Annotated in this window: 25 protein-coding genes; 5 read left to right on the top strand and 20 right to left on the bottom strand. The window is 46.6% G+C overall.

Annotation, left to right across the window (positions count from 1 at the left end):
• Nucleotides 1–18: 18 nt before the first annotated feature.
• From coaD to NYE38_RS07720, 8 genes are all read right to left on the bottom strand, one after another.
• Nucleotides 19–501, bottom strand: a complete 483-nt coding sequence (coaD, locus tag NYE38_RS07755; RefSeq protein WP_003154467.1) for a pantetheine-phosphate adenylyltransferase — start codon at nucleotides 499–501, stop codon at nucleotides 19–21.
• 4 nt (nucleotides 502–505) lie between these two features.
• On the bottom strand, nucleotides 506–1,060 hold the full coding sequence (rsmD, locus tag NYE38_RS07750) for a 16S rRNA (guanine(966)-N(2))-methyltransferase RsmD (protein WP_017417726.1): 555 nt from the start codon (nucleotides 1,058–1,060) through the stop codon (nucleotides 506–508).
• A gap of 298 nt (nucleotides 1,061–1,358) precedes the next feature.
• The gene (locus NYE38_RS07745) at nucleotides 1,359–1,631 is read right to left on the bottom strand and encodes a YlbG family protein (RefSeq protein ID WP_014417705.1); all 273 of its coding nucleotides are present in this window, start codon (nucleotides 1,629–1,631) and stop codon (nucleotides 1,359–1,361) included.
• A gap of 58 nt (nucleotides 1,632–1,689) precedes the next feature.
• The gene (locus NYE38_RS07740) at nucleotides 1,690–2,139 is read right to left on the bottom strand and encodes a YlbF family regulator (protein ID WP_003154472.1); all 450 of its coding nucleotides are present in this window, start codon (nucleotides 2,137–2,139) and stop codon (nucleotides 1,690–1,692) included.
• A 70-nt stretch (nucleotides 2,140–2,209) separates the two neighbouring features.
• A complete protein-coding gene (locus NYE38_RS07735; protein WP_003154475.1) occupies nucleotides 2,210–2,449 on the bottom strand; it encodes a YlbE-like family protein in 240 nt (79 codons plus the stop codon).
• 15 nt (nucleotides 2,450–2,464) lie between these two features.
• Entirely contained in the window at nucleotides 2,465–2,875 is a 411-nt protein-coding gene (locus tag NYE38_RS07730) for a YlbD family protein (RefSeq protein ID WP_007409691.1), read from the bottom strand.
• A 164-nt stretch (nucleotides 2,876–3,039) separates the two neighbouring features.
• Nucleotides 3,040–4,080, bottom strand: coding sequence for a CAP domain-containing protein (locus NYE38_RS07725; protein ID WP_014417703.1), 1,041 nt, complete (start codon nucleotides 4,078–4,080; stop codon nucleotides 3,040–3,042).
• 84 nt (nucleotides 4,081–4,164) lie between these two features.
• Entirely contained in the window at nucleotides 4,165–4,608 is a 444-nt protein-coding gene (locus NYE38_RS07720) for a CBS domain-containing protein (RefSeq protein WP_017417724.1), read from the bottom strand.
• A 139-nt stretch (nucleotides 4,609–4,747) separates the two neighbouring features.
• Here NYE38_RS07720 and NYE38_RS07715 point away from each other — a divergent pair, with 139 nt between their 5' ends.
• A complete protein-coding gene (locus NYE38_RS07715) occupies nucleotides 4,748–5,107 on the top strand; it encodes a YugN family protein (RefSeq protein ID WP_007409688.1) in 360 nt (119 codons plus the stop codon).
• A gap of 33 nt (nucleotides 5,108–5,140) precedes the next feature.
• Here NYE38_RS07715 and ctaG read toward each other — a convergent pair whose 3' ends face one another.
• From ctaG to cyoE, 6 genes are all read right to left on the bottom strand, one after another.
• Nucleotides 5,141–6,025 carry a cytochrome c oxidase assembly factor CtaG gene (gene ctaG, locus NYE38_RS07710; RefSeq protein ID WP_025649488.1) on the bottom strand — a complete coding sequence of 295 codons (885 nt, stop codon included), beginning with the start codon at nucleotides 6,023–6,025 and terminating at the stop codon, nucleotides 5,141–5,143.
• 24 nt (nucleotides 6,026–6,049) lie between these two features.
• Nucleotides 6,050–6,382, bottom strand: coding sequence for a cytochrome c oxidase subunit IVB (gene ctaF / locus NYE38_RS07705; protein WP_007409686.1), 333 nt, complete (start codon nucleotides 6,380–6,382; stop codon nucleotides 6,050–6,052).
• A gap of 2 nt (nucleotides 6,383–6,384) precedes the next feature.
• Complete coding sequence (ctaE, locus tag NYE38_RS07700; RefSeq protein ID WP_065180254.1) at nucleotides 6,385–7,008, bottom strand: cytochrome c oxidase subunit III; 624 nt, start codon at nucleotides 7,006–7,008, stop codon at nucleotides 6,385–6,387.
• Nucleotides 7,008–8,876 carry a cytochrome c oxidase subunit I gene (ctaD, locus tag NYE38_RS07695; protein WP_014417700.1) on the bottom strand — a complete coding sequence of 623 codons (1,869 nt, stop codon included), beginning with the start codon at nucleotides 8,874–8,876 and terminating at the stop codon, nucleotides 7,008–7,010. The genes ctaE and ctaD overlap by 1 nt, the downstream gene beginning before the upstream one ends.
• Nucleotides 8,877–8,907: 31 nt before the next feature.
• Entirely contained in the window at nucleotides 8,908–9,978 is a 1,071-nt protein-coding gene (gene coxB / locus NYE38_RS07690) for a cytochrome c oxidase subunit II (RefSeq protein WP_014417699.1), read from the bottom strand.
• 218 nt (nucleotides 9,979–10,196) lie between these two features.
• A complete protein-coding gene (gene cyoE / locus NYE38_RS07685; RefSeq protein WP_003154486.1) occupies nucleotides 10,197–11,114 on the bottom strand; it encodes a heme o synthase in 918 nt (305 codons plus the stop codon).
• 343 nt (nucleotides 11,115–11,457) lie between these two features.
• Here cyoE and ctaA point away from each other — a divergent pair, with 343 nt between their 5' ends.
• A complete protein-coding gene (ctaA, locus tag NYE38_RS07680; protein ID WP_017417720.1) occupies nucleotides 11,458–12,384 on the top strand; it encodes a heme A synthase CtaA in 927 nt (308 codons plus the stop codon).
• A 96-nt stretch (nucleotides 12,385–12,480) separates the two neighbouring features.
• On the opposite strand, the gene pyc is transcribed toward ctaA, so the two are convergent.
• The 4 genes from pyc to glsA form a co-directional block, all read right to left on the bottom strand.
• On the bottom strand, nucleotides 12,481–15,927 hold the full coding sequence (gene pyc / locus NYE38_RS07675; protein ID WP_017417719.1) for a pyruvate carboxylase: 3,447 nt from the start codon (nucleotides 15,925–15,927) through the stop codon (nucleotides 12,481–12,483).
• A 75-nt stretch (nucleotides 15,928–16,002) separates the two neighbouring features.
• Nucleotides 16,003–17,214 (bottom strand): FtsW/RodA/SpoVE family cell cycle protein, encoded by a 1,212-nt coding sequence (locus NYE38_RS07670; RefSeq protein ID WP_017417718.1) that lies wholly within the window; start codon nucleotides 17,212–17,214, stop codon nucleotides 16,003–16,005.
• A gap of 204 nt (nucleotides 17,215–17,418) precedes the next feature.
• The gene (locus NYE38_RS07665; protein ID WP_003154494.1) at nucleotides 17,419–17,700 is read right to left on the bottom strand and encodes a YlaN family protein; all 282 of its coding nucleotides are present in this window, start codon (nucleotides 17,698–17,700) and stop codon (nucleotides 17,419–17,421) included.
• A 107-nt stretch (nucleotides 17,701–17,807) separates the two neighbouring features.
• Nucleotides 17,808–18,737 (bottom strand): glutaminase A, encoded by a 930-nt coding sequence (gene glsA, locus NYE38_RS07660; protein ID WP_017417717.1) that lies wholly within the window; start codon nucleotides 18,735–18,737, stop codon nucleotides 17,808–17,810.
• A 103-nt stretch (nucleotides 18,738–18,840) separates the two neighbouring features.
• On the opposite strand from glsA, the gene NYE38_RS07655 reads away from it, so the two are divergent.
• Nucleotides 18,841–19,317 carry a hypothetical protein gene (locus NYE38_RS07655; RefSeq protein ID WP_003154496.1) on the top strand — a complete coding sequence of 159 codons (477 nt, stop codon included), beginning with the start codon at nucleotides 18,841–18,843 and terminating at the stop codon, nucleotides 19,315–19,317.
• On the opposite strand, the gene NYE38_RS07650 is transcribed toward NYE38_RS07655, so the two are convergent.
• The gene (locus NYE38_RS07650) at nucleotides 19,312–20,640 is read right to left on the bottom strand and encodes a PhoH family protein (RefSeq protein WP_003154497.1); all 1,329 of its coding nucleotides are present in this window, start codon (nucleotides 20,638–20,640) and stop codon (nucleotides 19,312–19,314) included. The two genes, NYE38_RS07655 and NYE38_RS07650, sit on opposite strands and share 6 nt — an antisense overlap.
• A gap of 154 nt (nucleotides 20,641–20,794) precedes the next feature.
• Here NYE38_RS07650 and NYE38_RS07645 point away from each other — a divergent pair, with 154 nt between their 5' ends.
• Nucleotides 20,795–21,418, top strand: coding sequence for a YhcN/YlaJ family sporulation lipoprotein (locus tag NYE38_RS07645; protein ID WP_003154498.1), 624 nt, complete (start codon nucleotides 20,795–20,797; stop codon nucleotides 21,416–21,418).
• Nucleotides 21,419–21,519: 101 nt separating this feature from the next.
• A complete protein-coding gene (locus NYE38_RS07640) occupies nucleotides 21,520–21,729 on the top strand; it encodes a YlaI family protein (RefSeq protein WP_003154499.1) in 210 nt (69 codons plus the stop codon).
• A 41-nt stretch (nucleotides 21,730–21,770) separates the two neighbouring features.
• Here the strand turns inward: NYE38_RS07640 and NYE38_RS07635 are convergent, their stop codons facing one another.
• Complete coding sequence (locus NYE38_RS07635; RefSeq protein WP_014304952.1) at nucleotides 21,771–22,091, bottom strand: YlaH-like family protein; 321 nt, start codon at nucleotides 22,089–22,091, stop codon at nucleotides 21,771–21,773.
• Nucleotides 22,092–22,098 lie beyond the last annotated feature (7 nt).

The following is a 22,098-nucleotide window of genomic DNA, read 5'->3' as shown; positions in this document are numbered from 1 at the left end:
GACGCCGATCAGCGCTTCTCATCCTTTAAATTTCTGCTTCAGCGCCTGTTCAACTTCCGGAGGAACAAACTCTGAAACAGGCCCGTTATATTTTGCGACTTCTTTTACGATGCTTGAACTTAAAAAAGAGTACTGATTGTTCGTCATCATAAAAAAAGTTTCTATTGATTCGTCAAGCACGCGGTTGACGGAAGTCCCCTGCATCTCATATTCGAAGTCAGAAACAGCTCTGAGCCCCCTGATAATCGCTTTCGCCCGCTTTTTTTTCGCATAGTCGATTAACAGTCCCTGTGACGTCTCGACCGTAATATTCGGAATGTCTTTTGTCACTTCTCTTAACAGCTCACAGCGTTCCTCGACTGTAAACAGCGGCTGCTTAGAAGAATTATTGAGCACGCATACGTACACATGCTCAAACACGTTTGCCCCCCGTCTGATAATGTCCAGGTGTCCGTAGGTGACGGGATCAAAACTTCCGGGACATACAGCTATACTTGCCACATCATTACCCCCTATTTCGGTATATCGTCACTCCTGTAAGCCCGTAAATTTCCCTTCTTGTTACGGAAAGCGCGCCGACGGCTTCAGGAAGCACAACGGCTTTATCATGCTCGGCTACGACAAAACCGCCTTCATTCAGCATGTTCTGCTCATCAATCATTTCGATAAGCGCTTTCAGCTTTTGTTCCTTATACGGAGGATCTAAGAAAATTCCGTCAAAACCTTTTTCCCGTTTCGCCGCGGCATAGAGGGCCCGCTCTGCATCATTGCGGTATACTTCCGCTGAAGACAGCAGATCAAGCGCTTTGATATTCGCTTTTACCGTTTGGATGGCTTTGAAATCACGATCCACAAAGATACAGCGGTCAAATCCGCGCGACAGCGCTTCAATCCCGAGACCGCCGCTCCCCGCAAACAAATCCAGCCCCGTTCCTCCGTCAAAATACGGGCCGATCATATTAAAAATAGACTCTTTTACTTTATCCGTCGTCGGCCTTGTTGATGTGCCCGGCACAGCCTTTAAGGCTCGTCCTTTTCTTGAACCGGAAATTACTCTCATTATTCACACCACTTTTTCTGAAAACTTTGATGTTTCTCATCGGCTGAGCCGTTATGTATCAAAACAATCCCTATCTTATCATAAAGCATTCTTTCAAACAATGAACGTGAAATCGTGTATACATATTCACATTCCTGTCAAGACTAAGTGTAACAGCATCAATGAATGATGTTGTTGCCAACCGCGGAGAAGACTTACGTTTCCCCATAAGTTCTTCCTCCGGTTTCTCCTCTCCCTTTTCCTTCTCCTTAACTTGTTAAGGAATAGAAGGACCCCGCAGGTATCTGCGGGGATTTTTTTATATGCCGATTTTATAATCGTACTCTTTCGCTTTATCAAGCTTTGATTCAAATTCCAGCTTTAAAAAAGGTTTATAAGAAGGCTCTACCTTCTTCACATAAGAATAAGAAGAAATCTTTTCCATTGTTTTTTCGATTAGATCCATATCGCAATACAGCACAACGTATTTCAGCCGCTTGGAAACATAATGAACGTTGCCGAATTTTCTCAGCATTTTGCTGTGTTTTAAAGAATGCAGATATACGATTATGCCTTGGCGCTTATTTTCCATCATGATCACCCGCCTGACTTTCTGTTCATTTTATGTAAAAGACGAGACGGCCGTCTCGTCAGGAAACTTTGCATCCGCAGCCGCCGCCGGAACCGCACCCGCCGCCGCAGGATGACAGGCCGTCAAAATAAGGATTCCCCGTCGGAACTTTTACATGCTCCGAGACGGCCGTTCCGAGTTCAATGCTGATCTCGTCAAGCAGCGACTGAAGCTCAGTCTCCGCTTTTTTAAATTCGGCCACCTTATCGTTTAAATCCAGTTCCCGCTTCATTTCTCTCATTTTGCGGGAAATCTCTCTATAATCAGGATGGTATTTGCCAAAGCGCTGCACATCCTCATACTGCTCTTTAACGCTCATAAAAGAACGAATGATCCGCCCTGCCTCTTCATCTTCACGGAGACGCTTGTAACAATCGCGGTAATTTTCAGCCGTCTCAGACTGCAGAATCATGCCGGCAAGCTGCTCCGCTTCACTTTGAAGCTTGACGGACTCAATTGTTGCATACATAAATACGCACCTCCAGTTGCTAGTTTACCATGAAACCACCCAATTGGAAAATGCGGCGTTTAAACGCTTTTTAATCCTGTGAACGCATGGCGTGAACCATCTGCATCATCATCTGCGCCATTTGAATCCCGTTTGAGAATTGGCTTACCCGATGCGGTATCGTCTTTTCATAAAAATTCATCATGTCAAGCTGAAAGGAATTGAGATCGTCCGGTTTTCTCGCAAGTCTGCGGTACCAGACGGGACGCTGCCGTATAAACCGTTTCCGTTCCTCATCTGCGGATATGAATTCCTGAACCTCTTTTCGCATACACGATCCCCTTCTTTAATCCTTTCTGAACGAAAAAGGATGTTGTCCGGAGCCTTGCCGGGGCTGCTTCGTGCTGCTCCCCGAAAATTGGCTTAAAAGGCTTTGCAATGATGAAATGGACTGGCTCATTTTATTGATCTGCTCATTCATTTGGTTGATATCCATCTTTTTGACGGCAGTGACCATTTTTGAAACGAAATCGTTTTTTTCAGCTGGTTCCTGTTTGGTTTCCGCGTCGGAAGAAGGCTGAACGGCCTCGTCTTTAAAAGGATCCCATATCGGATCATCCTCGCCCAGAAGAACCCAATTTTCATAGACTTCCTGCCAGCTCCTTTGTTCCTTGCGAACATTTTGGATCAGTTTGGGATGCTTTTTTACGAATTGTTTAAAATCATCGATTGATTGCCGTGATTGCTGATTCGCCACAATTCTCACTCCCTCCGAAAAGTTTTGCCTGCTATAATGTATCGGTTCATTCGCCTTAATGTTCGCCTAAATTGCGAAAAAAAGCAGGTATATTTTTTTCAGCAGGAGCGCCGCTCGCGAAAAAACATAAAAAAACCGCGGGGGACGCGCCCCTCTGCGGTTTTTTACTGCCAAGGCTTAATGAAGTTTTGCGTATAATACTTCCGGTCCACGCCGACACCGAGGTGCGTATAATCCGGGCTTAACAGCGCCTTTCTGTGGCCTTCGCTGTTCAGCCAGCCCTCCACGGCGGCAGGACCGTCCACATAGTTGTAGGCAATATTTTCACCGGCCTCCCGGTATTTCACATCGCCTTTTTCTAAGCGGTCCTTCAGAGTCCCGTATTTCTTTGAGACGTGAGAGAAATACTTGTTATCCTTCATGTCCTTGCTGTGGCCGAATGCCACTTTTGCGGCGCCTTCGTCCCATTTCAGCCTTGCCAGTCCGTGTTTCACGCGGATGACATTTGTAATGTCGAGAATCTGCTGCTCACTCGCTCGTTCAATGTCGTTCCATTTTTCATCAGAAACTGGCTCGGGTTCTGTCAGCTTTCCTCTGTACATGACTTCATACGGCCTTTGTTTCACAAGTGTTTCCGCATCAAATGCCCTGATGCTTGACAGATTCCCGTCAAATTTGTCCATGTACAGCTGAACATACATTCCGCCTATCTTGACGGTGGGACGGGTATTGATATCTTCTTCAGAAAACTCGAACCGATACGTGTTTCCCTTGTCAGTCACATTGACAAAAGGAGAAACCTGCGTCGTTTTAAAAACTTCGCCCGTCGATTCGCCGATCTTAAACGGTTTTGCGTTGATGCCGCTTCCCGAAGCGTACAAAGTCACGGCTTTATCATTCAAAATACCGACTTGTACGTATTGGTCTTTCCCCTGGTTGTACACCCACCACTCGTAATCGTAGGCAGAAGGATCTTTCCGGGACGGTTCCCCAAGTTTCTTTTTCACATCGGCGGCAGATTTCCCCATGAGAGAAAGCAGTCCGGATGACGGCATTTTCAGCCGTTTTCCGCTCTCTTCTTCATTGGAAACCTGAGGCTCCTCCTGATCCGTCTTTTTCTGAGGAGCCGATCCATATTGTATAAACAGAACATACGCTCCGTAAATAAGCAAAAGGATAACGAGAGCCCTTGCGATATTTTTCAACCTCTCACCCCCATATGTTCAAACCGTTCTGTTTTTGTTTACTCTTATACAGTACAGCCTATTTGCATCGTCCGTGATTTATGTTTAATGGATAAACCCCTCCGGACCGCCGTCTTCAGAAATGTCAGACAGCACCCGGCCTGCTTGCTCATTTGATTGCTCGGCCAACGAAAGATCGCCGAGCGTAACAATGCCGACCAGTTTTTTATCCTTTGTGACGGGAATTCTTCTGAGCTGATGTTCAGCCATCAAATGGAGCACCTCCTCCACAGAGGCGTCTTCTTCTGCACTGATAACCCGCTCTGTCATTGCGTCGGTTATTTTTTGAGAGTTCGGCTTTTTTGAAGCAATTCCCCGTAATACGAGATCTCTGTCTGTCACGATCCCGACAAGGGTCGCGCCGTCTTCATCCACTATCGGAATGGCGCCGACATCCGCGTCTTTCATCTTCACCGCAGCTTCATATACATTATCTAATACTGTACAATATTGCAAGTCTGACGTCATGAGCTTATTGATCTTTGTCATTGCGGAATTCCTCCTTTTTCTGCTACTATTGTCGTCAAATTTTTCTTTTTGCATACTTTCACCGTATGAATCATTGAAAGTGTAACGCTTTCATACTATGATTGTCAGGAAAGGGCATTTTTAAAAGGAGGGGGAAGGTTTGAAGTTTGAAAACAGCGGTCTTGAAGGGGTAACAGCGGAACTCAGCCGCTTGAATGATCTGATGGAAGGCAAAGGACTCATTCTGGCTGGACAATGGGATTATGAAAGAGTGACTTACGACAAAAAGTTTTCAGTACCTGAGGGGACATTTTATCTGCGGATTCAAGGAACGGCAAAAGAGGGCGATGTCGGCGGCAGCCGGGCCGTGATTCAGCTGAAGGCCCCTCTTTTAGGAAAGCATTATTATCCGCACGGCGTAGAATACGGCAGCGCTGAAGAATTTCCGGAACATGTCGTCGCTGAAAGCAAAGCTTTACTGCTTGAATTGGAAGAGTCATTAAAAACAGTGCAAATGTAATAAAAAAGTACAGCATATTCTGCTGTACTTTTTTTACGAGACGGTATGCTCGATATACGGCGGCTCTGACAGCGTATCTTTTTCCCGTTCCGTTCTGACCCACTGAAAAAAGATGACAGCCAAATATGTTCCGTAGACCGCCTCTTGAATGATTTTCATCAGTACTGCACCAAGCTGCTGATCTTCCAGAGGAGGGAGCGTGTTAAACATCTCCGGTCCGGATAAAGGGATCTCCTCCAACAAGTCTAAAGGAACGCAAAGCTTCATTGCTTCGGCCCAAGCCGCCGGATCTGTATACGTGGCATACATGGGCGCCCCGCTGAACATAATGAGCGCGCAGGCCGGTGTTAACAGAATCCCGTCTGCCATAATATACCCCAGCTTCATTAAACCGCTGAGACGGGGCAGACCGTCCACCTTATGCACAAGCGGCCACCACATAAAAAACGCCGTTACAAAGATGAGTCCGTTCATCAGCGTATGATACAGCGAATCCGTTTTGACGAAATCAAATATAAACGGGATGTGATACAGTGAAAAAATACCGTTAAACAGCACTAATGCGATAAGCGGCATTGAAAAGAACGAAAACAGCGGCTTTACGACAGGACGGAAGATCAGTTTTTTCCATGCCCAGCCGGGAATTCCGGAAATCAACAGCGGCGGTACGACTAAAAACAGAACCGCCATCTGCGTCATATGGGCGCTGAACATCACATGGCCCAATAAATCAACCGGACTTCCCGCAGCCGTGTAAAAAAATAGCGCGGAAAGCACAAACAGCACCTTCTCCTTAGCGGCCACACGTCCTTTATGCCGGCTGCACCAGTAAAAGTAAACACCTGTTATCACGGCAGTTATGCAAAACAGATACGGGCTCCACATTGCGCGAAACCCGAACATTTCCAAATTAATCAAATCTCTCACTCCCCGCCGCCCCGATTACCACCAAATAATCGTGACAAATGCAAGCACGGTGATAAACGCGACAAATATTCCCGAATACAGAAATAATGACGGCGCTTCATGCCCCTTTTGGCTCATATGCATAAAGTAAAACAGCTGAAAGATGACCTGGATGACCGCAAGCAGGATCAGAAACGGCATCGTAAACCATCCGGCAATGCCGTCAGCAGCCACCGTCAAAAACGCGACAAGCGTAAGGCCGATCATCAAACCGAAGGATATGACCTGATATTTCATCTCCTCGGCATTTTTCTTTTTCCGATATTCGAGATCCGTACTGACAGTCCCTCTGTTTTTGTTATCGTCCATCGTTATCCCACCATCCCCATCAAATATACAACGGTAAAGATAAAGACCCACACGACATCGATAAAATGCCAATATAAGCTGGCCACATAATATTTCGGCGCATTATAAAGGCTGAGCCCTCTTTTCGCATTCCGGATCATCAGCGCGCTGATCCACAACAGCCCGAACGCCACGTGTGCTCCGTGTGTGCCGACGAGCGTGTAAAACGCTGAGCCGAGCGCAGAGCTTGTAATGGTAAAGCCGAATTCGTGAGTGTAATGCATAAATTCATAGATTTCTACCCCTAAAAATCCCGCTCCCAATAATACGGTAACCAGAAGCCACACCTGCATTTTTTTAAAGGAGAAATTTTTCATATGATACATCGCATACACACTCGTTAAGCTGCTCGTTAAAAGAAGCATCGTCGCGATAAACACGATCGGCAGCTCAAACATCTCAGACTTTGACGGCCCTCCGGCTTTAGATTCCCGTAAAGCAAGAAATGTCGCAAATAGCGAGGCGAACAGGACCGTTTCGCCGCCGAGAAACAGCCAAAATCCCAAAAACTTATTTTTCCCCTCCAGCGTTGCTTTTTCAGGAGAAGCCGGAAAGGTTTCAGCCGTCATTTTTTCCTGCAGCTGCATTACGCCTTCACCCCTTTATCATCATTCGGCAGATCTTCTTTGTGAATATGATAGCCGTAATCATCGACCACAGAGCGAAGCAGCATGGTAAAGAATGTGATGCCGAGCCCTATGAAGATAACCGGAAGCCCCCATGAATAATCGGAGTGGTATAAAAACCCAAACGCTGCGACAAACAGCCCGAAAGATATGATAAACGGCATGATGGAGCCGTTCGGCATATGAATGTCCTCTACAGGCTCTGCAGGCGCCATCCCTTCATTTCCGGCCTGCTTTTCAATCCACAGCGGGTCAAGTCCCCGGACAAACGGAAGCTGTTTAAAATTATATTCCGGCGGCGGCGAAGAGACCGCCCATTCAAGCGTACGACCGTCCAGCCACGGGTCGTTCCCGACGTATTTCCCCTTTATTGAGGTATAAATAATATTGACGACGAGTAAAACTGCCGCGCCCGCCATGAAAAACGCGCCGATTGAACTGATCAGGTTGCCGGTATCAAGCCCCTGGCCGGGCAGATATGTGTAAACGCGCCGCGGCATTCCCATCAAGCCGAGGAAATGCTGAATGAAGAAGGTAAGATGAAACCCGATAAAAAATAAGACGAACGAAATTTTTCCCATCGTTTCATGAAGCACCTTCCCGAACATTTTCGGCCACCAGAAATGCACGCCCGCCAGGATGCCGAACACAACGCCGCCGATAATGACGTAGTGGAAATGCGCTACGACAAAATACGTATCATGGAACTGATAATCTGCCGCTGCGGCCGCCAGCATGACACCCGTGACTCCTCCGAGTACGAAAGAAGGAATAAAGGCGACGGCATACAGCATAGGCGTCGTGAATTTGACATTTCCTCCCCAGATGGTCAAAAGCCAGTTGAAAATTTTAATGCCCGTAGGCACCGCGATCGCCATCGTCGCAACCGCAAATATCGCATTAGCGATCGGTCCGAGTCCCGTCGTAAACATATGGTGAACCCAAACCATGAACCCGAGAAAGCCGATCAGCACGATCGCAAAGACCATAGACGAATAACCGAACAGACGTTTCCTCGCAAATACGGGAATGATTTCTGAAAAAATCCCAAAGGCGGGAAGAATTAAAATGTACACTTCCGGATGCCCGAAAATCCAAAACAGATGCTCCCAGATTATCGTATTGCCGCCCAATTCAGGATTAAAGAAATTCGTTCCGAACAAACGATCCAGCATCATCAGCGCCAAACCGACGGTGAGCGGAGGAAATGCGAATAAAATGAGTGCCGACGCCACAAATGTCGTCCACGTAAACAGCGGCAATCTCATATACGTCAAACCCGGCGCCCTCATATTAATAATCGTGGCGAGAAAATTGATCCCCGCAATCAGCGTACCTAAGCCTGATATTTGCAGGCCGAGCACGAAAAAGTCTATGCCGTGCCCTTTCGAATTCAGCGCAAGTGACGCGTACGACGTCCATCCTGCATCAGGAGCGCCCCCTAAAAACCAGCTCAGATTCAAAAAGATGCCTCCGAAGAAAAACAGCCAAAATCCGAGCGCATTCAAAAATGGGAATGATACGTCACGCGCCCCGATCTGCAGCGGCACAACCGCGTTCATCAGCCCGAATAACAGCGGCATCGCCGCCAGGAAGATCATTGTCGTGCCGTGCATCGTCATAATTTCATTAAACTGCTGCGCACCCATAAAATCGTTCCCCGGCCTCAAGAGCTGAATCCTGATAAGCATGGCCTCAAGTCCGCCGACGACGAAGAAAAATCCCCCGGCGATCATATATAAAATCGCGATTTTCTTATGGTCAACCGTCGTCAAATAATCCCAAAGCAAAGAGCTTTTTCTTTGCTGTCCTGTAAGCGTATTCATCATTTGCGACCTCCCCCCTGATATCTCCCTGTCCTCACTTGTTCTCCGCTTTCAGCCCTTTTAAATATTCATACAGCGCATCCGTTTCAGCGTCCGAGAGCTTCGGATAAGTGCCTGTCATTTTATTGCCCGGTTTAATGCTGTCCGGATTTTTCAGCCAGGCTTTTATATTCTCTTTATTCGCATCCTTAATGCCGGCCACTTTGACCCGTTCACCGAAGGTAGCGAGGTTCGGAGCCGTTCTTGCCGCTTCAGCCCGTTTATCATTGGGCTCAACCGCATGACAGCTCAGGCAGTTTTTTTCCTTAAAGAGCTCTTCTCCTTGCGCGGCTAAACCGGAATCTGTTGTATGCTTATAATTTTTCATCGCTTTCGTCCATTGTTTAAATTCTTTTGACGGCAGCGGTTTCACTTTGAAATCCATCAGCGCATGTGAAGGTCCGCACAGCTCTGCGCATTTCCCGAAGAAATATTCTCCCGCTTCTTTGCTGCGTTTAGAATCGAAGGTCAGAAAGAAAGTATTGTCATTATCCGTATTCGTATCGATTTTCCCCCCGGCTGACGGAATCCAGAAAGAGTGTTTCACATCTGAGGACTTCAGCTTGAAATAGACGCGTTCATCTGTGGGAACGATCAGCTCCTGACTTGTCACAAACCCGTAATCAGGATACTCGAATTCCCACCAGTATAAATTCGCCCTTACATTAATCACGAGCGCATCCTCTGCTTTACGGTTTTTCTTATCCATCGGCGACGTATCCGCCAGCGCCAATGTGTCGATGACAACCGGAATGACAAGAATAATCAGAAGCAGGATCGGAATAACGGTCCAGGTGATTTCTAAAAAACGGTTCCCCTCCACCTGTTTCGGTATCGTGTCTTCCCCTACACGCGACCGTCTGAATCTCACAATGACGTAAAAGAAAATAACTGCTACGACCGCAACGACGACAACCATGATAAGTGTGCTGAGCACCGTCAGATCATATTGTTTATCAGCCACTTCGCCGGCAGGCTTGAGTGTGGACAGAAACGGTTTTCCACAGCCGCTCAATAAAAGCGGCACTAAGGCTAATAATGATAAAAGACGCCAACGCTTTAACATTTCACCCAACCCCTTTTTTTGAATCAGTACGAGATGCACAAGCAGTAAATCTGCTTCCAGCCGAAATACTTCATTTCCTCATTTCTTAAAATATGAGATTTTTTACTTAAAATTCCATCTATGTATAAAAGCAAAGCCGCCTGATTAAACAAAAGGTCAAGGCGGCGTTTACTAGTTGTCATTGTTTGTTTTGGCGATCAAACAAGCTCATTATTCAATTAAAACAGCGTGAAGACCACCATCGCTACAAAATAAATGGTCATGTAATTAAGCGAATAGACAAACATAAGAGTTGCCCACTTCATGATGTTTTTCATGCGGAATCCCATCAGTCCGAGAACAAGCCATCCGACATTCAGCAAAGTGCCGAGAATGACGATCGGAAGACCGAGACTGCCGAGGAAAAACGGAAGAGGCAGCAGGCATGCGACCCAGACGATAATCTGTCTTTTCGTCACTTCAAAGCCGTGCACTACCGGAAGCATCGGGATATTCGCTGCTCTGTAATCTTCCGTCTTTTTAATCGCAAGCGCTAAAAAGTGCGGAATCTGCCAGATGAATAAAATCATGAATAAAACCCACGCGACAACACCGATGTGCCCTTCAACCGCTGTCCAGCCGATTAACGGCGGCACGGCGCCTGATACACTTCCGACAACCGTATTAATCGTATAACGGCGTTTCGTCCACATTGTATAAAGAACAACGTACGTAAACACGCCGATAAAACCGATGACTGCTGCCATCACAGTGGTCATCAAGAGCATGATAAGTCCTAAAGCAATGAGTAAAATTCCTGACCACAGCGCTTGATTCGGCTGAATCTTTCCGGTTACCGTCGGTCTTACTTTCGTGCGTTCCATTAAATGATCAATATCACGATCGTAATAGTTGTTAACCGCACAAGAACCGGCGATGATCAAAGAAGATCCTATTAATGTAAGAAGCACGGTGTTTAAATTGCCTAAAAAACTCAGACCGGATATATGTAACGCAAGCCACATGCCGGTAAAAGTCGTAATTAAATTCGAATTGACGATTCCTATTTTGATAAGCGAAAGGAAATCCTTCCATGCCGTCGTCTCTTCAATCTGTCCGTCTATAGCTGTATCGTTTAAAATTCTGGAATTAGCCATAACGTAAACCTCCCTTACAAACCTAAAGCAGGTTTTTTAAGACCTGCAACTCTATCATACAAGATAATGACCTGTAAAAAAACATCCTCTTAAATATTAAACGAGAAACAGGAATTTATTTGTGAACTTTTTATGAATTTTACCAAATCCGCCGGTTTCTTAATAAAGCGGTTACTTTATTTCTATCAGACCCATCTGGAATAATCAACCCCATTATCTAAGAAGTCCTGATTCTATTATATTTTTGTGAACAAACAGAATTGAGAATTGCCACAAAACACATATTCGCTTACACTTGGTACGTATATCATTTTGTCCAGTTTGTTAAGAAGGTGAATGTAAAATGAATAAAGCTTTGAAAGCGCTCGGCGTACTGACGACATTCGTTATGCTCGTCGTGCTGATCGGCGGCGCTCTTGTCACAAAGACAGGATCGGGTCTCGGTTGCGGAAGGCAGTGGCCGCTTTGCCACGGCCGGTTTTTCCCGGAGCTTAACGCCGCTTCTATCATTGAATGGAGCCACAGACTCGCAAGCGGTGTCTCAATCGTTCTCGTGCTGAGTCTCGCTTTTTGGGCATGGAGAAAAGTCACGCCTGTTTTCCGTGAAACAACCTTTCTCGCCATTATGTCCATTATCTTTTTATTTTTACAGGCGCTTCTCGGCGCATTAGCGGTTGTTTTCGGATCAAATGCGCTCGTTATGGCGCTTCATTTCGGCATATCGCTGATTTCTTTCGCTTCTGTTCTGATTTTGACGCTGCTCATATTCGAAGCTGATAAATCAGACAAAAAGCTCGTCAAGCCGCTCAGAATCGGCAGAAAAATGCAGTTTCATATGATCGGCCTTTCGATTTACACGTATATCGTCGTTTATACGGGGGCTTATGTGCGCCATACGAAATCAAGCCTTGCCTGCCCTGACGTTCCGCTTTGCAGCAGGCTGAATCACGGGCTTCCGTCCCATTTTCAGGAATATGTGCAGATGGGCCACAGAACGGCAGCACTGCTTCTGTTCGTATGGATTCTTGTCGCTTTTGCGCATGCGGTGCGCTCCTACAAAGATCAAAAACAGATTCTTGGGGGCTGGATAGCGGCTCTTGTCTTTGTTTTATTACAGGCGCTGTCCGGAATCATGGTTGTTTATTCAGAAATGGCCACCGGTTTTGCACTTGCCCATTCGCTCTTTATTGCCGGCCTGTTCGGCGTCTTATGCTATTTCTTATTATTAATCGCCCGCTTCCGCTATGAATCAAAACAGCGGAACATCTGAACACATGAAAAGGCCGAAGCATTAGAGCTTCGGTCTTTCTACATATAAAAAACCTGATCGCACACGGGGGCGGATCAGGTTTTTTATATTCATTTTTTACGCTTTTTCAATTTCGATCAGTAAATCACCTGTCTGAATCGGTTCACCGTTTTTCACATGAATCTGCTGTATCGTCCCGGAGAACGGCGCCTGTACCGTCGTCTCCATTTTCATCGCTTCATTAATCATCAGATGATCGCCTTTATTTACCTTTGCCCCGGTTTCCGTTAACAATTTAATGACGGTTCCCGGCATGGATGCCGCAATGTGGCTTGGGTTTGTCCGATCTGCTTTTAATTTTTCCTGTACGGACGATTTTATGCTTTCATCTTTAATGACCACCTCGCGCGGCTGGCCGTTCAATTCGAAATAAACGACACGTGTCGCATCTGGCTGCGGTTCACCGATAGATACAAGCTTCACGATCAGCGTTTTTCCGCGCTCGATTTCCACTTCGATTTCTTCACCGAGTGTCATGCCGTAGAAGAAAGTCGGTGTGTCCAATACGGAAATATCACCGAAGCGTTCAGCTGTTTTAACATATTCTGTAAACACCTTCGGATAAAGAGCATACGCGATTGCGTCCTGATCACTCAATTCCATCTGATGTGTTTCTTTCCATTCTTCTTTAATGCCTTCAAAAGATACCGGTTCAAGCAGCTCACCCGGTCTTACCGTGATCGGCGTCTGTCCTTTCAGAACGAGCTTTTGCAGTTTTTCCGGAAATCCGCCGTGCGGCTGGCCGATCTGCCCTTTAAAGAGCTCAACGACTGAATCCGGAAAATCAAGCGTTTCGCCTTTATCATAAACATCTTGTTCTGTTAAATTGTTTTGCACCATGTAAAGCGCCATATCTCCGACGACTTTGGAAGAAGGTGTTACTTTCACGACGTCGCCGAACATGCGGTTGACGACGCTGTACATGTCTTTCACCTCATTCCAGCGATCACCGAGGCCGACTCCTTTTGCCTGCTGCTGCAGATTGCTGTACTGGCCGCCCGGCATTTCATGATTATAAATCTCAGTATGCGGAGACTTCATCCCGCTTTCAAATTCACTGTAATACTGACGGACTGATTCCCAATATTGTGACAGTCTTTCCACCTGGCGGACATCCATTTCAGGACGGCGGCTGTTTCCTTCAAGGGCATGATAAAATCCGCTTGCGCTCGGCTGTGAAGTCAGACCCGCCATTGAGCTGACGGCGACATCCACGATGTCCACACCCGCTTCAACAGCTTTGGCATAGAGAAAGACGCCATTGCCGCTCGTATCATGCGTGTGAAGATGAACGGGAATATCAATCGTTTCCTTCAGCGCTGAGATAAGTTCGTATGCGGCTTGAGGTTTCAAAAGACCGGCCATGTCTTTAATGCCGAGAATGTGCGCACCAGACGCCTCAAGCTCTTTCGCCATAGAAAGATAATACTTCAAATCATATTTCGTCCGGGTCTTATCAAGAATATCTCCCGTGTAACAAATCGCAGCCTCCGCCACTTTTCCGGTTTCACGAACGGCATCGATGGCCAGCGTCATCCCTTTTACCCAGTTCAGGCTGTCAAAGATCCGGAATACGTCAATACCTGACTCCGCTGACTGCCGGACAAATTTTTGGATGACATTGTCCGGATAGTTTGTATAACCGACGGCATTTGATGAACGAAGCAGCATCTGGAACAATGTGTTCGGCACTTCCTTGCGAAGATCTTCAAGGCGTTTCCAAGGGTCTTCTTTTAAGAAACGGTACGCTACATCAAATGTCGCGCCTCCCCACATTTCAAGGCTGAACAGTTCAGGCCACAGGGCAGCCGTAGGATTCGCGATTTTTTTCAAATCATTGGATCTGATCCGGGTTGCAAGCAGGGACTGATGGGCATCCCTGAACGTTGTATCAGTCAGAAGCACGGATTTTTGCTCTTTCACCCAGTCTGCAAGCCCCTCAGCGCCTCTTTCATCAAGGATCTGTTTCGTACCGCTTGCCGGCTTTTCTTCGATACCTAACGTAACGGTCTGAGGCTTATCAAATGCAGGTTTTTCTTTTTTCCCGATTCCCGGAAAACCGTTCACCGTGACATTGCCGATATAGGAAAGCATTTTTGTTCCGCGGTCCTTCTGTTTTGGGAAAACAAACAGCTCAGGCGTTGTGTCGATAAACGATGTGTCGTATTGGCCCGTCAGGAATTTTTCATGCTTTGCCACGTTTTCAAGAAACGGAATATTGGTCTTAATGCCTCTGATCCTGAATTCCTGCAGGTTGCGGACCATTTTCGCTGATGCCTGTTCAAACGTCAGCGCCCATGTCGACAGCTTGACGAGCAGTGAATCATAATAAGGCGTGATGACGGCGCCCTGGAAGCTGTTTCCCGTATCAAGGCGGACGCCGAAGCCGCCGCCTGAGCGGTAAGCCATAATTTTACCCGTGTCAGGCATAAAGTCATTCAGCGGATCTTCGGTGGTCACACGTGATTGTATCGCATACCCGTTTGTAAAAATGTCTTTCTGCTCTGGGATATTGACGGCACGGCTGTGCAGTCCGTGGCCCTGCGCGACGAGGATTTGCGTCTGAACGATATCAACCCCCGTTATCATTTCCGTAATCGTATGCTCCACTTGTACGCGCGGGTTCACTTCAATAAAGTAAAATTCACCGCCCGCTACGAGAAATTCCACGGTCCCCGCGTTGATATAGCCGACATTTTTCGCAAGCGCCACAGCCGCTTCACAGATTTCGTCCCTTAATTCAGGCTGCAAAGATACACTCGGCGCCACCTCAATGACCTTTTGATGGCGTCTCTGAACGGAACAGTCCCGCTCATACAGATGGACGACATTGCCTTCTTTATCTCCGATCACCTGAACTTCAATATGCTTAGGATTTTCGATCAGTTTTTCAACATACACTTCATCGTTTCCGAATGCGGCTTTCGCTTCTGATTTGGCCCGCTCAAACGATTCTTTCAATTCGCTTTCGCTTCTGACGATTCTCATTCCGCGGCCTCCGCCTCCGAGCGATGCTTTAATAATAAACGGAAATCCGTGTACTTTTGCGAATTGTTCGACATCTTTTAATGTTTCAGCCGGTCCGTCACTCCCCGGAATAACGGGGATGCCGGCTTTTTCTGCCTGCTCCCTCGCCTTTACCTTATCTCCGAACATATCCAAATGCGCTGACGTCGGTCCGATAAATACGATGCCCTCTTCTTCACAGCGCCTCGCAAATTGGATATTTTCAGAGAGAAATCCGTAGCCCGGATGAATGGCATCTACGCCGTTTCTTTTTGCGATCTCAATAATCCCTTCAATATCAAGATACGCGTCAATCGGTTTTTTGCCTTCTCCCACAAGATAAGCTTCATCCGCTTTATAGCGATGATAGGAGCCCGAATCTTCTTTTGAATAAACGGCTACCGTTCTGATGTTCAATTCTGTGCACGCCCGGAAAATCCGGATCGCAATTTCTCCCCTGTTTGCTACTAACACTTTTTGGATGGATTGTTGTGACAAACTTTTCTCCCCCTTGGCCTAATAAATATGTAGTTTATAATAAAGGAATATCCGTCCTGTGTATACACTTGTTTTTTAGAGATACACAGATTTTTCCGTCTGCCGTCTTTTTACCCCCTTAGACGGAACGGGCTCCCTCTTTTTCTTCTTTTCTGAGTACTTGACATGCATGCTGACATTCACCAATATACCGGCGCTCGTTAATAACAAAAACATTGATGAGCCCCCGTAGCTGATAAATGGCAGCGGAACACCTGTGATCGGAATTAAACCGCTGACACCGCCGAGATTGATAAAGGTCTGAATCGCAATCATGCTGGATATCCCGATTGCCAAAAGGCTCCCGAACGGATCTTCACATTTTCTCGCAATATAAAAACCTTTTAACACGACAAAAGCCAGCAGCACAATGACAAACAGGACGCCGAAAATGCCGAGCTCCTCTGAAATAACCGCCATAATAAAGTCTGTATGCGATTCAGGCAGATAACCGTATTTTTGAATGCTTTCTCCAAGACCGAGACCGAAAAAACCGCCTGAGCCGATCGCATAATACGAATTTATAATCTGCAGGCCTGATGTGCTGGCGTATTTAAAGGGATTTTCAAGGCTTTCAAACCGGCTCATACGCCCGGGTGTCAAAATATCGTCCCATTTCAGATAGATGATCGGGCTGACAAGGAGCAATACGATTCCCGCCATGAGAACCAGCTTGAGCAGGGTCCTTCCGCTGAATCCCGAACACATAATAACGCAAAGCGCGATCAGACCGATAATCATCGCCGTTCCGAAGTCAGGCTGAATAGCGATAAGCGCACAAATGACTACGGTGACGATCACCGGCGGCGCAACCCCCGTCAAAAGCTGATCGATATAGCTTTGTTTCTTTGCGTATACCGCGGCAAGGTACAGTATCAGGGTCAGCTTGACAAATTCCCCCGGCTGAATGGCCATTCCGCCGATTTTAAACCAGCTTTGCGCGTTTCCGGCAACATGTCCGAAAACAAACAGCGCGCAAAGCGCAGCCACTGACGCAAGCAGTACGAATTTCTGAATCTTTTGATGAGCGAACACTTTGTACGGAAAAACGGCCGCGATAATAAACAGCACAAACCCCGCGATGACGGCGAACAGCTGCCGTTTAAAGAAATAGTCGCTGCTCACGCCGTAACGCATAACGGCGGTAATCATGCTTGAGCTGTATACCATGACCAATCCGAAACTGCACAGCAGAATGATAGCGCATATCAATGAATAATCGTAAGATTTTAACATTCTTTTAAACATAACATCCTCTTTCCTGCTTAAAGCTTACGTTTAATACCTATTGCGTATTATATTTTACTATAATTCATAAACAATTTACGCAGTTTCTTTATAGTTTTTCGGATGAAATGCAGATTAAGAGACCGTCTTACGAAAAGAAGATGCAAAAAAACGGTTTACGGTTATAAAAAAACCCAAACCGTTGAATAGTTTGAGTTTGATCATTTATTTTCCTGTAAACGCGTCATGCAAAGCAGACAGTTCTCTTTCAAGTCTGTCCAGCAGCTCTTTGCCGTCGTTTTCGTCAACTAATCCCAGGCGGACAGCAAAATCGATTTCCCTCGACAGTCCGAACATCTGAGTATCCAAGACCTCTTCATACAGAGGACATTGAGGCATCGTTAAGTTATCCATTTGTACTCGGATCAGCTTCAAAATCTTCTCAGCATCTAACTTCAACAGCTCGAATGCTTTCTGCTGATGGTCGACTATAATCTCTGAAGCCAAAAGTATCCCTCCGTTCCCCAGGCGAGTACCTAATTCTTCTATTTATCATAAAGGGTATCAGGTGAAATTGCAAGAGGATTTAAGCAGATGTTATGATAAAAAATGTTTCAAAAAATACTCAGCCTGTATTTCTCAGACATGATTTCCAAAAGCTTCACACCCGCGATGCTGTTGCCTTTTTCATCAAGCGCCGGGCCGAATATACCGATTCCGAAGTTGTACGGCGAAATGCCCATGATTCCTCCCGAAACGCCGCTTTTAGCGGGAATGCCGACCTTGATTGCGAATTCCCCGCTCGCATTGTACATGCCGCATGTCACCATAAACGTCTTGCAGATTCTCGCCACATCTTTTTTAATGACCTGCTCCCCGGTTTCCGGATGCTTGCCGTCAAGGGCGAATACACAGCCGATTTTGGCTAAATCCAGACTGCTCATCTTAATCGCGCACTGTTTTGTATACAAATCCATGACCTCTTCAACATCGCCTTTAAAAATGTCATACTGCTTCATGTAATAACACATGGCCCGATTAATCATGGAAGATTTGAATTCCGATTCCGCGACATGGCTGCAATATGTAATGTCCTGATTATTCGCAAGTCTTCTGATGAATCCGAGCAGGTAATCCAGGCAGTCTTTCGGCGAATGCCCTTTAATTAAACCCGTAACGATGAGAGCTCCCGCATTAATCATCGGATTTAAAGGCTTGCCCGGATTCATTGTTTCAAGCTTAATCATGGAATTAAACGGGTCGCCGGTCGGCTCCTGACCCACGCAGCTGAACACCTTTTCCTTTCCGTAATCCATCAGTACGAGCGCCAGAGAAAGCACTTTCGAAATGCTCTGCAGCGTAAATGTCCGGTCGGCGTCTCCTGCCGACAGACATGTATTTTCCGCATGATAAATCGTGACCGAAAGGCTGTCTTGTTCAGATTCAGCCAGAGCTGGAATATAGTCTGCCACTTTGCCTTCTTCGGTCCTTTTTTTCGCTTCCTGAACTAATGCGTCCAGCTCTTGGTAATGCCGGCATACCATGTCGATCACCCTCACTTCGCTGCCGTTGTATACATCTAATTTGCGACGCAAAGTGACAATTCATGCGAAAACTTTTATACTTTAAGTAAAGGGGGGCTTCACCATGAGCGTTATTCAAGTAAAAGGCAATGTTACATACCCGATTACAATTGATCCGAGTGTCTGGATTTTCGATGACCGTAAGTTTCCGTTTGAAAACAATCAGCCCGTTCATCCGGACGGCTCTGCAGAAACCCAGGAGCATACACTTGATCCGGAACGGGTGATCAGAGAAGGGCGCATTTCGCCGCCGACTTTAAAAAGCGAAAAACGTTATGAAAAAGAAAGACTGATGAACGGCAGCTTCGCCATGAAGCTCGGCGCTGTTTTAGCAAATGCCGAGCCGAAAGAAAGCGCTGTCCTGTGCGCATTTATTTCAAAATCAGAAAGAACCGAAGTGCCGCTCGAAAAGGCGATGGACGCAATCGCGCATTTCAGCGATGCGGGGAAACCGCTTCAAGACGGCGGCCCGGTCCATTTTTACGTGGACGGAGACTTTGAAAAACCGATAACGGGCGTCACAGAAATCGAAGTTTTATAACAAATCGGCGGCAAGCTGTGCAAGGCCGGATCTCTCACCTTTCACAAGCTTCACGCTGCCGGAGACGGTTTGTCCTTTAAACCGCTCTACAACATAAGCAAGTCCGTTGTTTAAACTGTCTAAGTATGGGTGATCTATTTGCTCCGGATCGCCCATCAGGACAATTTTGCTTCCCTCTCCCACCCTTGTCAAAAGCGTTTTGACCTCGTGTCTCGTCAGATTCTGGGCCTCATCAATAATAATAAACTGATCCGGAATGCTTCTTCCCCGAATGTATGTCAGCGCCTCCACCTGAATCGATCCGATTCCTGCCAAAATCGCTTCAAGTTCACCCGGCTTTTTCGCATTGAATAAAAATTCAAGATTATCAAAGATCGGCTGCATCCACGGCTTGAGCTTTTCCTCTTTTTCGCCCGGCAAATATCCGATATCCTTTCCCACCGGGACGATGGGACGCGCGACGATCAGCTTTTTATAAATACCGAGATCCTCAGTCTGCAGAAGCCCTGCCGCGAGAGCAAGCAAGGTTTTTCCCGTTCCCGCTTTTCCGATCAGGGTGACAAGCGGGATATCTTCCCTCAGCAGGAGTTCAAGCGCCATTGTCTGCTGGACGTTCTTCGGCCTGATACCCCATACGTGCTCATCATCGAAAACAAGTCTTTTTACGGTCTCTCCTTTCTTATCCGCCATGCCGACCGCAGACGAAGATCCTCCTAATTCATCTTTCATCAGCACAAATTGATTCGGATAAACCTGATGCTGCTGAAGCTCCTTGACTGGAATTTGTTTGTTTTTATAAAACGAGGCAAACCGCTCTTTATTCATAAATATATCTTTGTACCCGCTATATATTTCATCATGGTCAACGACTCTGTCGTTTAAAAAATCCTCCGCCAAAAGCCCGATGGCATCCGCCTTTACCCTGACAAGCACATCTTTGCTGACCAGGATGACGAGGCGGCCGTTTTCTTTCGTTTCCTCCTCAAGGCTTAAATTTTTTGCCACCGCCAAAATGCGGTTATCATTCGTTTTTTCGATAAAAATTTCTTGGAGCTGATGAAATGACCGGTGGTTCAGTTCAATTCTGAGCGTTCCTCCGCTTTCAAGCGGAACTTTCTCATGCAGCCTACCTTTCTCCCTGAGCCCGTCTATCAGCTTAGATACGTGCCTCGCATTTCTCCCGACCTCGTCCATATACCGCTTTTTTGAATCGACCTCTTCCAGCACGACGGCGGGGATGACAACTTCGTTTTCTTCAAAGGAAAAAATGGCGTTAGGATCCTGCAAAAGTACATTCGTATCTAACACATAAATTTTACTCAAGTCTCAGCCTCCTGAAATAAGGATCAAAGCCCATCGTGTGCTTCTCTTTCCGCGAAAAACGGGGATGCCTGCTAAAATATATGATTTGGTGAATAAAGATAGAAGGTTAATTCAACAATAAAATAAATGAAAGCATTCAAGGAGGGAATCTGACGTGCGAATTCTTTTCATTATCATACAAGCCTTGTTTATCCTGACCGGCTGCACTGCTGTACAGGACGGCCGAGGCCGCAATATCCAGAACGAATCAACCGATCAGCGTGATGCAAAACCGATTCATGTGAAAAATACGGCTCCTGAGACAGCTGAAAATCCCGGCCGGACAGACATCGCTAAGCATCTCGTCGAAGTAACCGAAAAAATCCCCGGCATTTCAGATGCCACCGCGGTTGTACTCGGAAGATACTCCGTTGTCGGAATCGATGTGGATGACAATTTAGAAAGAAGCAAAGTGGAGAGCATTAAATACACCGTTGCCCAGGCGTTAAAAAACGATCCTTACGGCGCCAATGCCGTTGTCGTGGCTGATCCTGATACGGTTTCCCGTCTGAGAGGCATGGGCAGCGACATTAAAGCCGGCCGCCCCGTTTCAGGCATTTTGGACGAACTTGCCGCCATCGTCGGTCGTGTCATGCCGGAAGTCCCGAATGATGTGACCGACAATGAAAAAGAATCACCGACTCAATCGAATGATGATCAGCTGAACCAAAGAGACCAGAACAAGCTGCAGAACGAACAGAACGATCAATCGGATCATCATATGAAAAACCGCCAGTAAAAAGCAGCGCCCGCTCCAAAGGAAGGGCGCTGCTTTCTTTCCCTTTGGCAGGAGGGGCATCCATGATATAATGCTTGTCATAGTGAAAGAGGTGAAAATCAATGAGAGTAAAATGTTCCATTTGCGACAAAATCGAACAAATTGATGATGAAACACTGACAGCCAAACGCCTCCGCAATCGTCCGATTCATACATATATGTGCCGGGAATGCCATGACCGAATCAAAATCAAAACGGAGGCGCGGCTGAATACCGGACACTTTTCCTTTCATCCCGGACAAAAAGCGAAAAAAGATAAACTGAAAAAATAAACCGAATAAAAAATGACCCGCCGGAAGGCAAGGTCATTTTTTTATTGCGGTTTAGCTGACTGGCTTTTTTTGGACTGGTGCAGACGGATTTTGTAAATGATCAAAATCAAGGCGGCGACAACAAGCCCTTCTCCGACCGGCAGAAACACACCGAAAAAAGTCAGCACGGTGCAGCCGAGCACGAGAAAGAGATAAACTGCCGCAGCCTTCAACACCGGCAGCCGTTTGGCAAAGCCGAGTTTAAATACAATCACCGAAAGCACGACGATCGTTCCGTATAACAGCCACATTCCCGCCAGCGGATGCTCATCCACTTGGTAAAGAGCCGCAAAGAACGACAGCCGTTCACTTACTTCATTCAAAAAGATC

Source organism: Bacillus sp. EU63, assembly GCF_038592915.1.
Taxonomy (GTDB): Bacteria; Bacillota; Bacilli; order Bacillales; family Bacillaceae; genus Bacillus; species Bacillus velezensis.
Note: the sequence above shows the minus strand (reverse complement) of the source record. Positions and strands in the feature narration are given on the sequence as shown.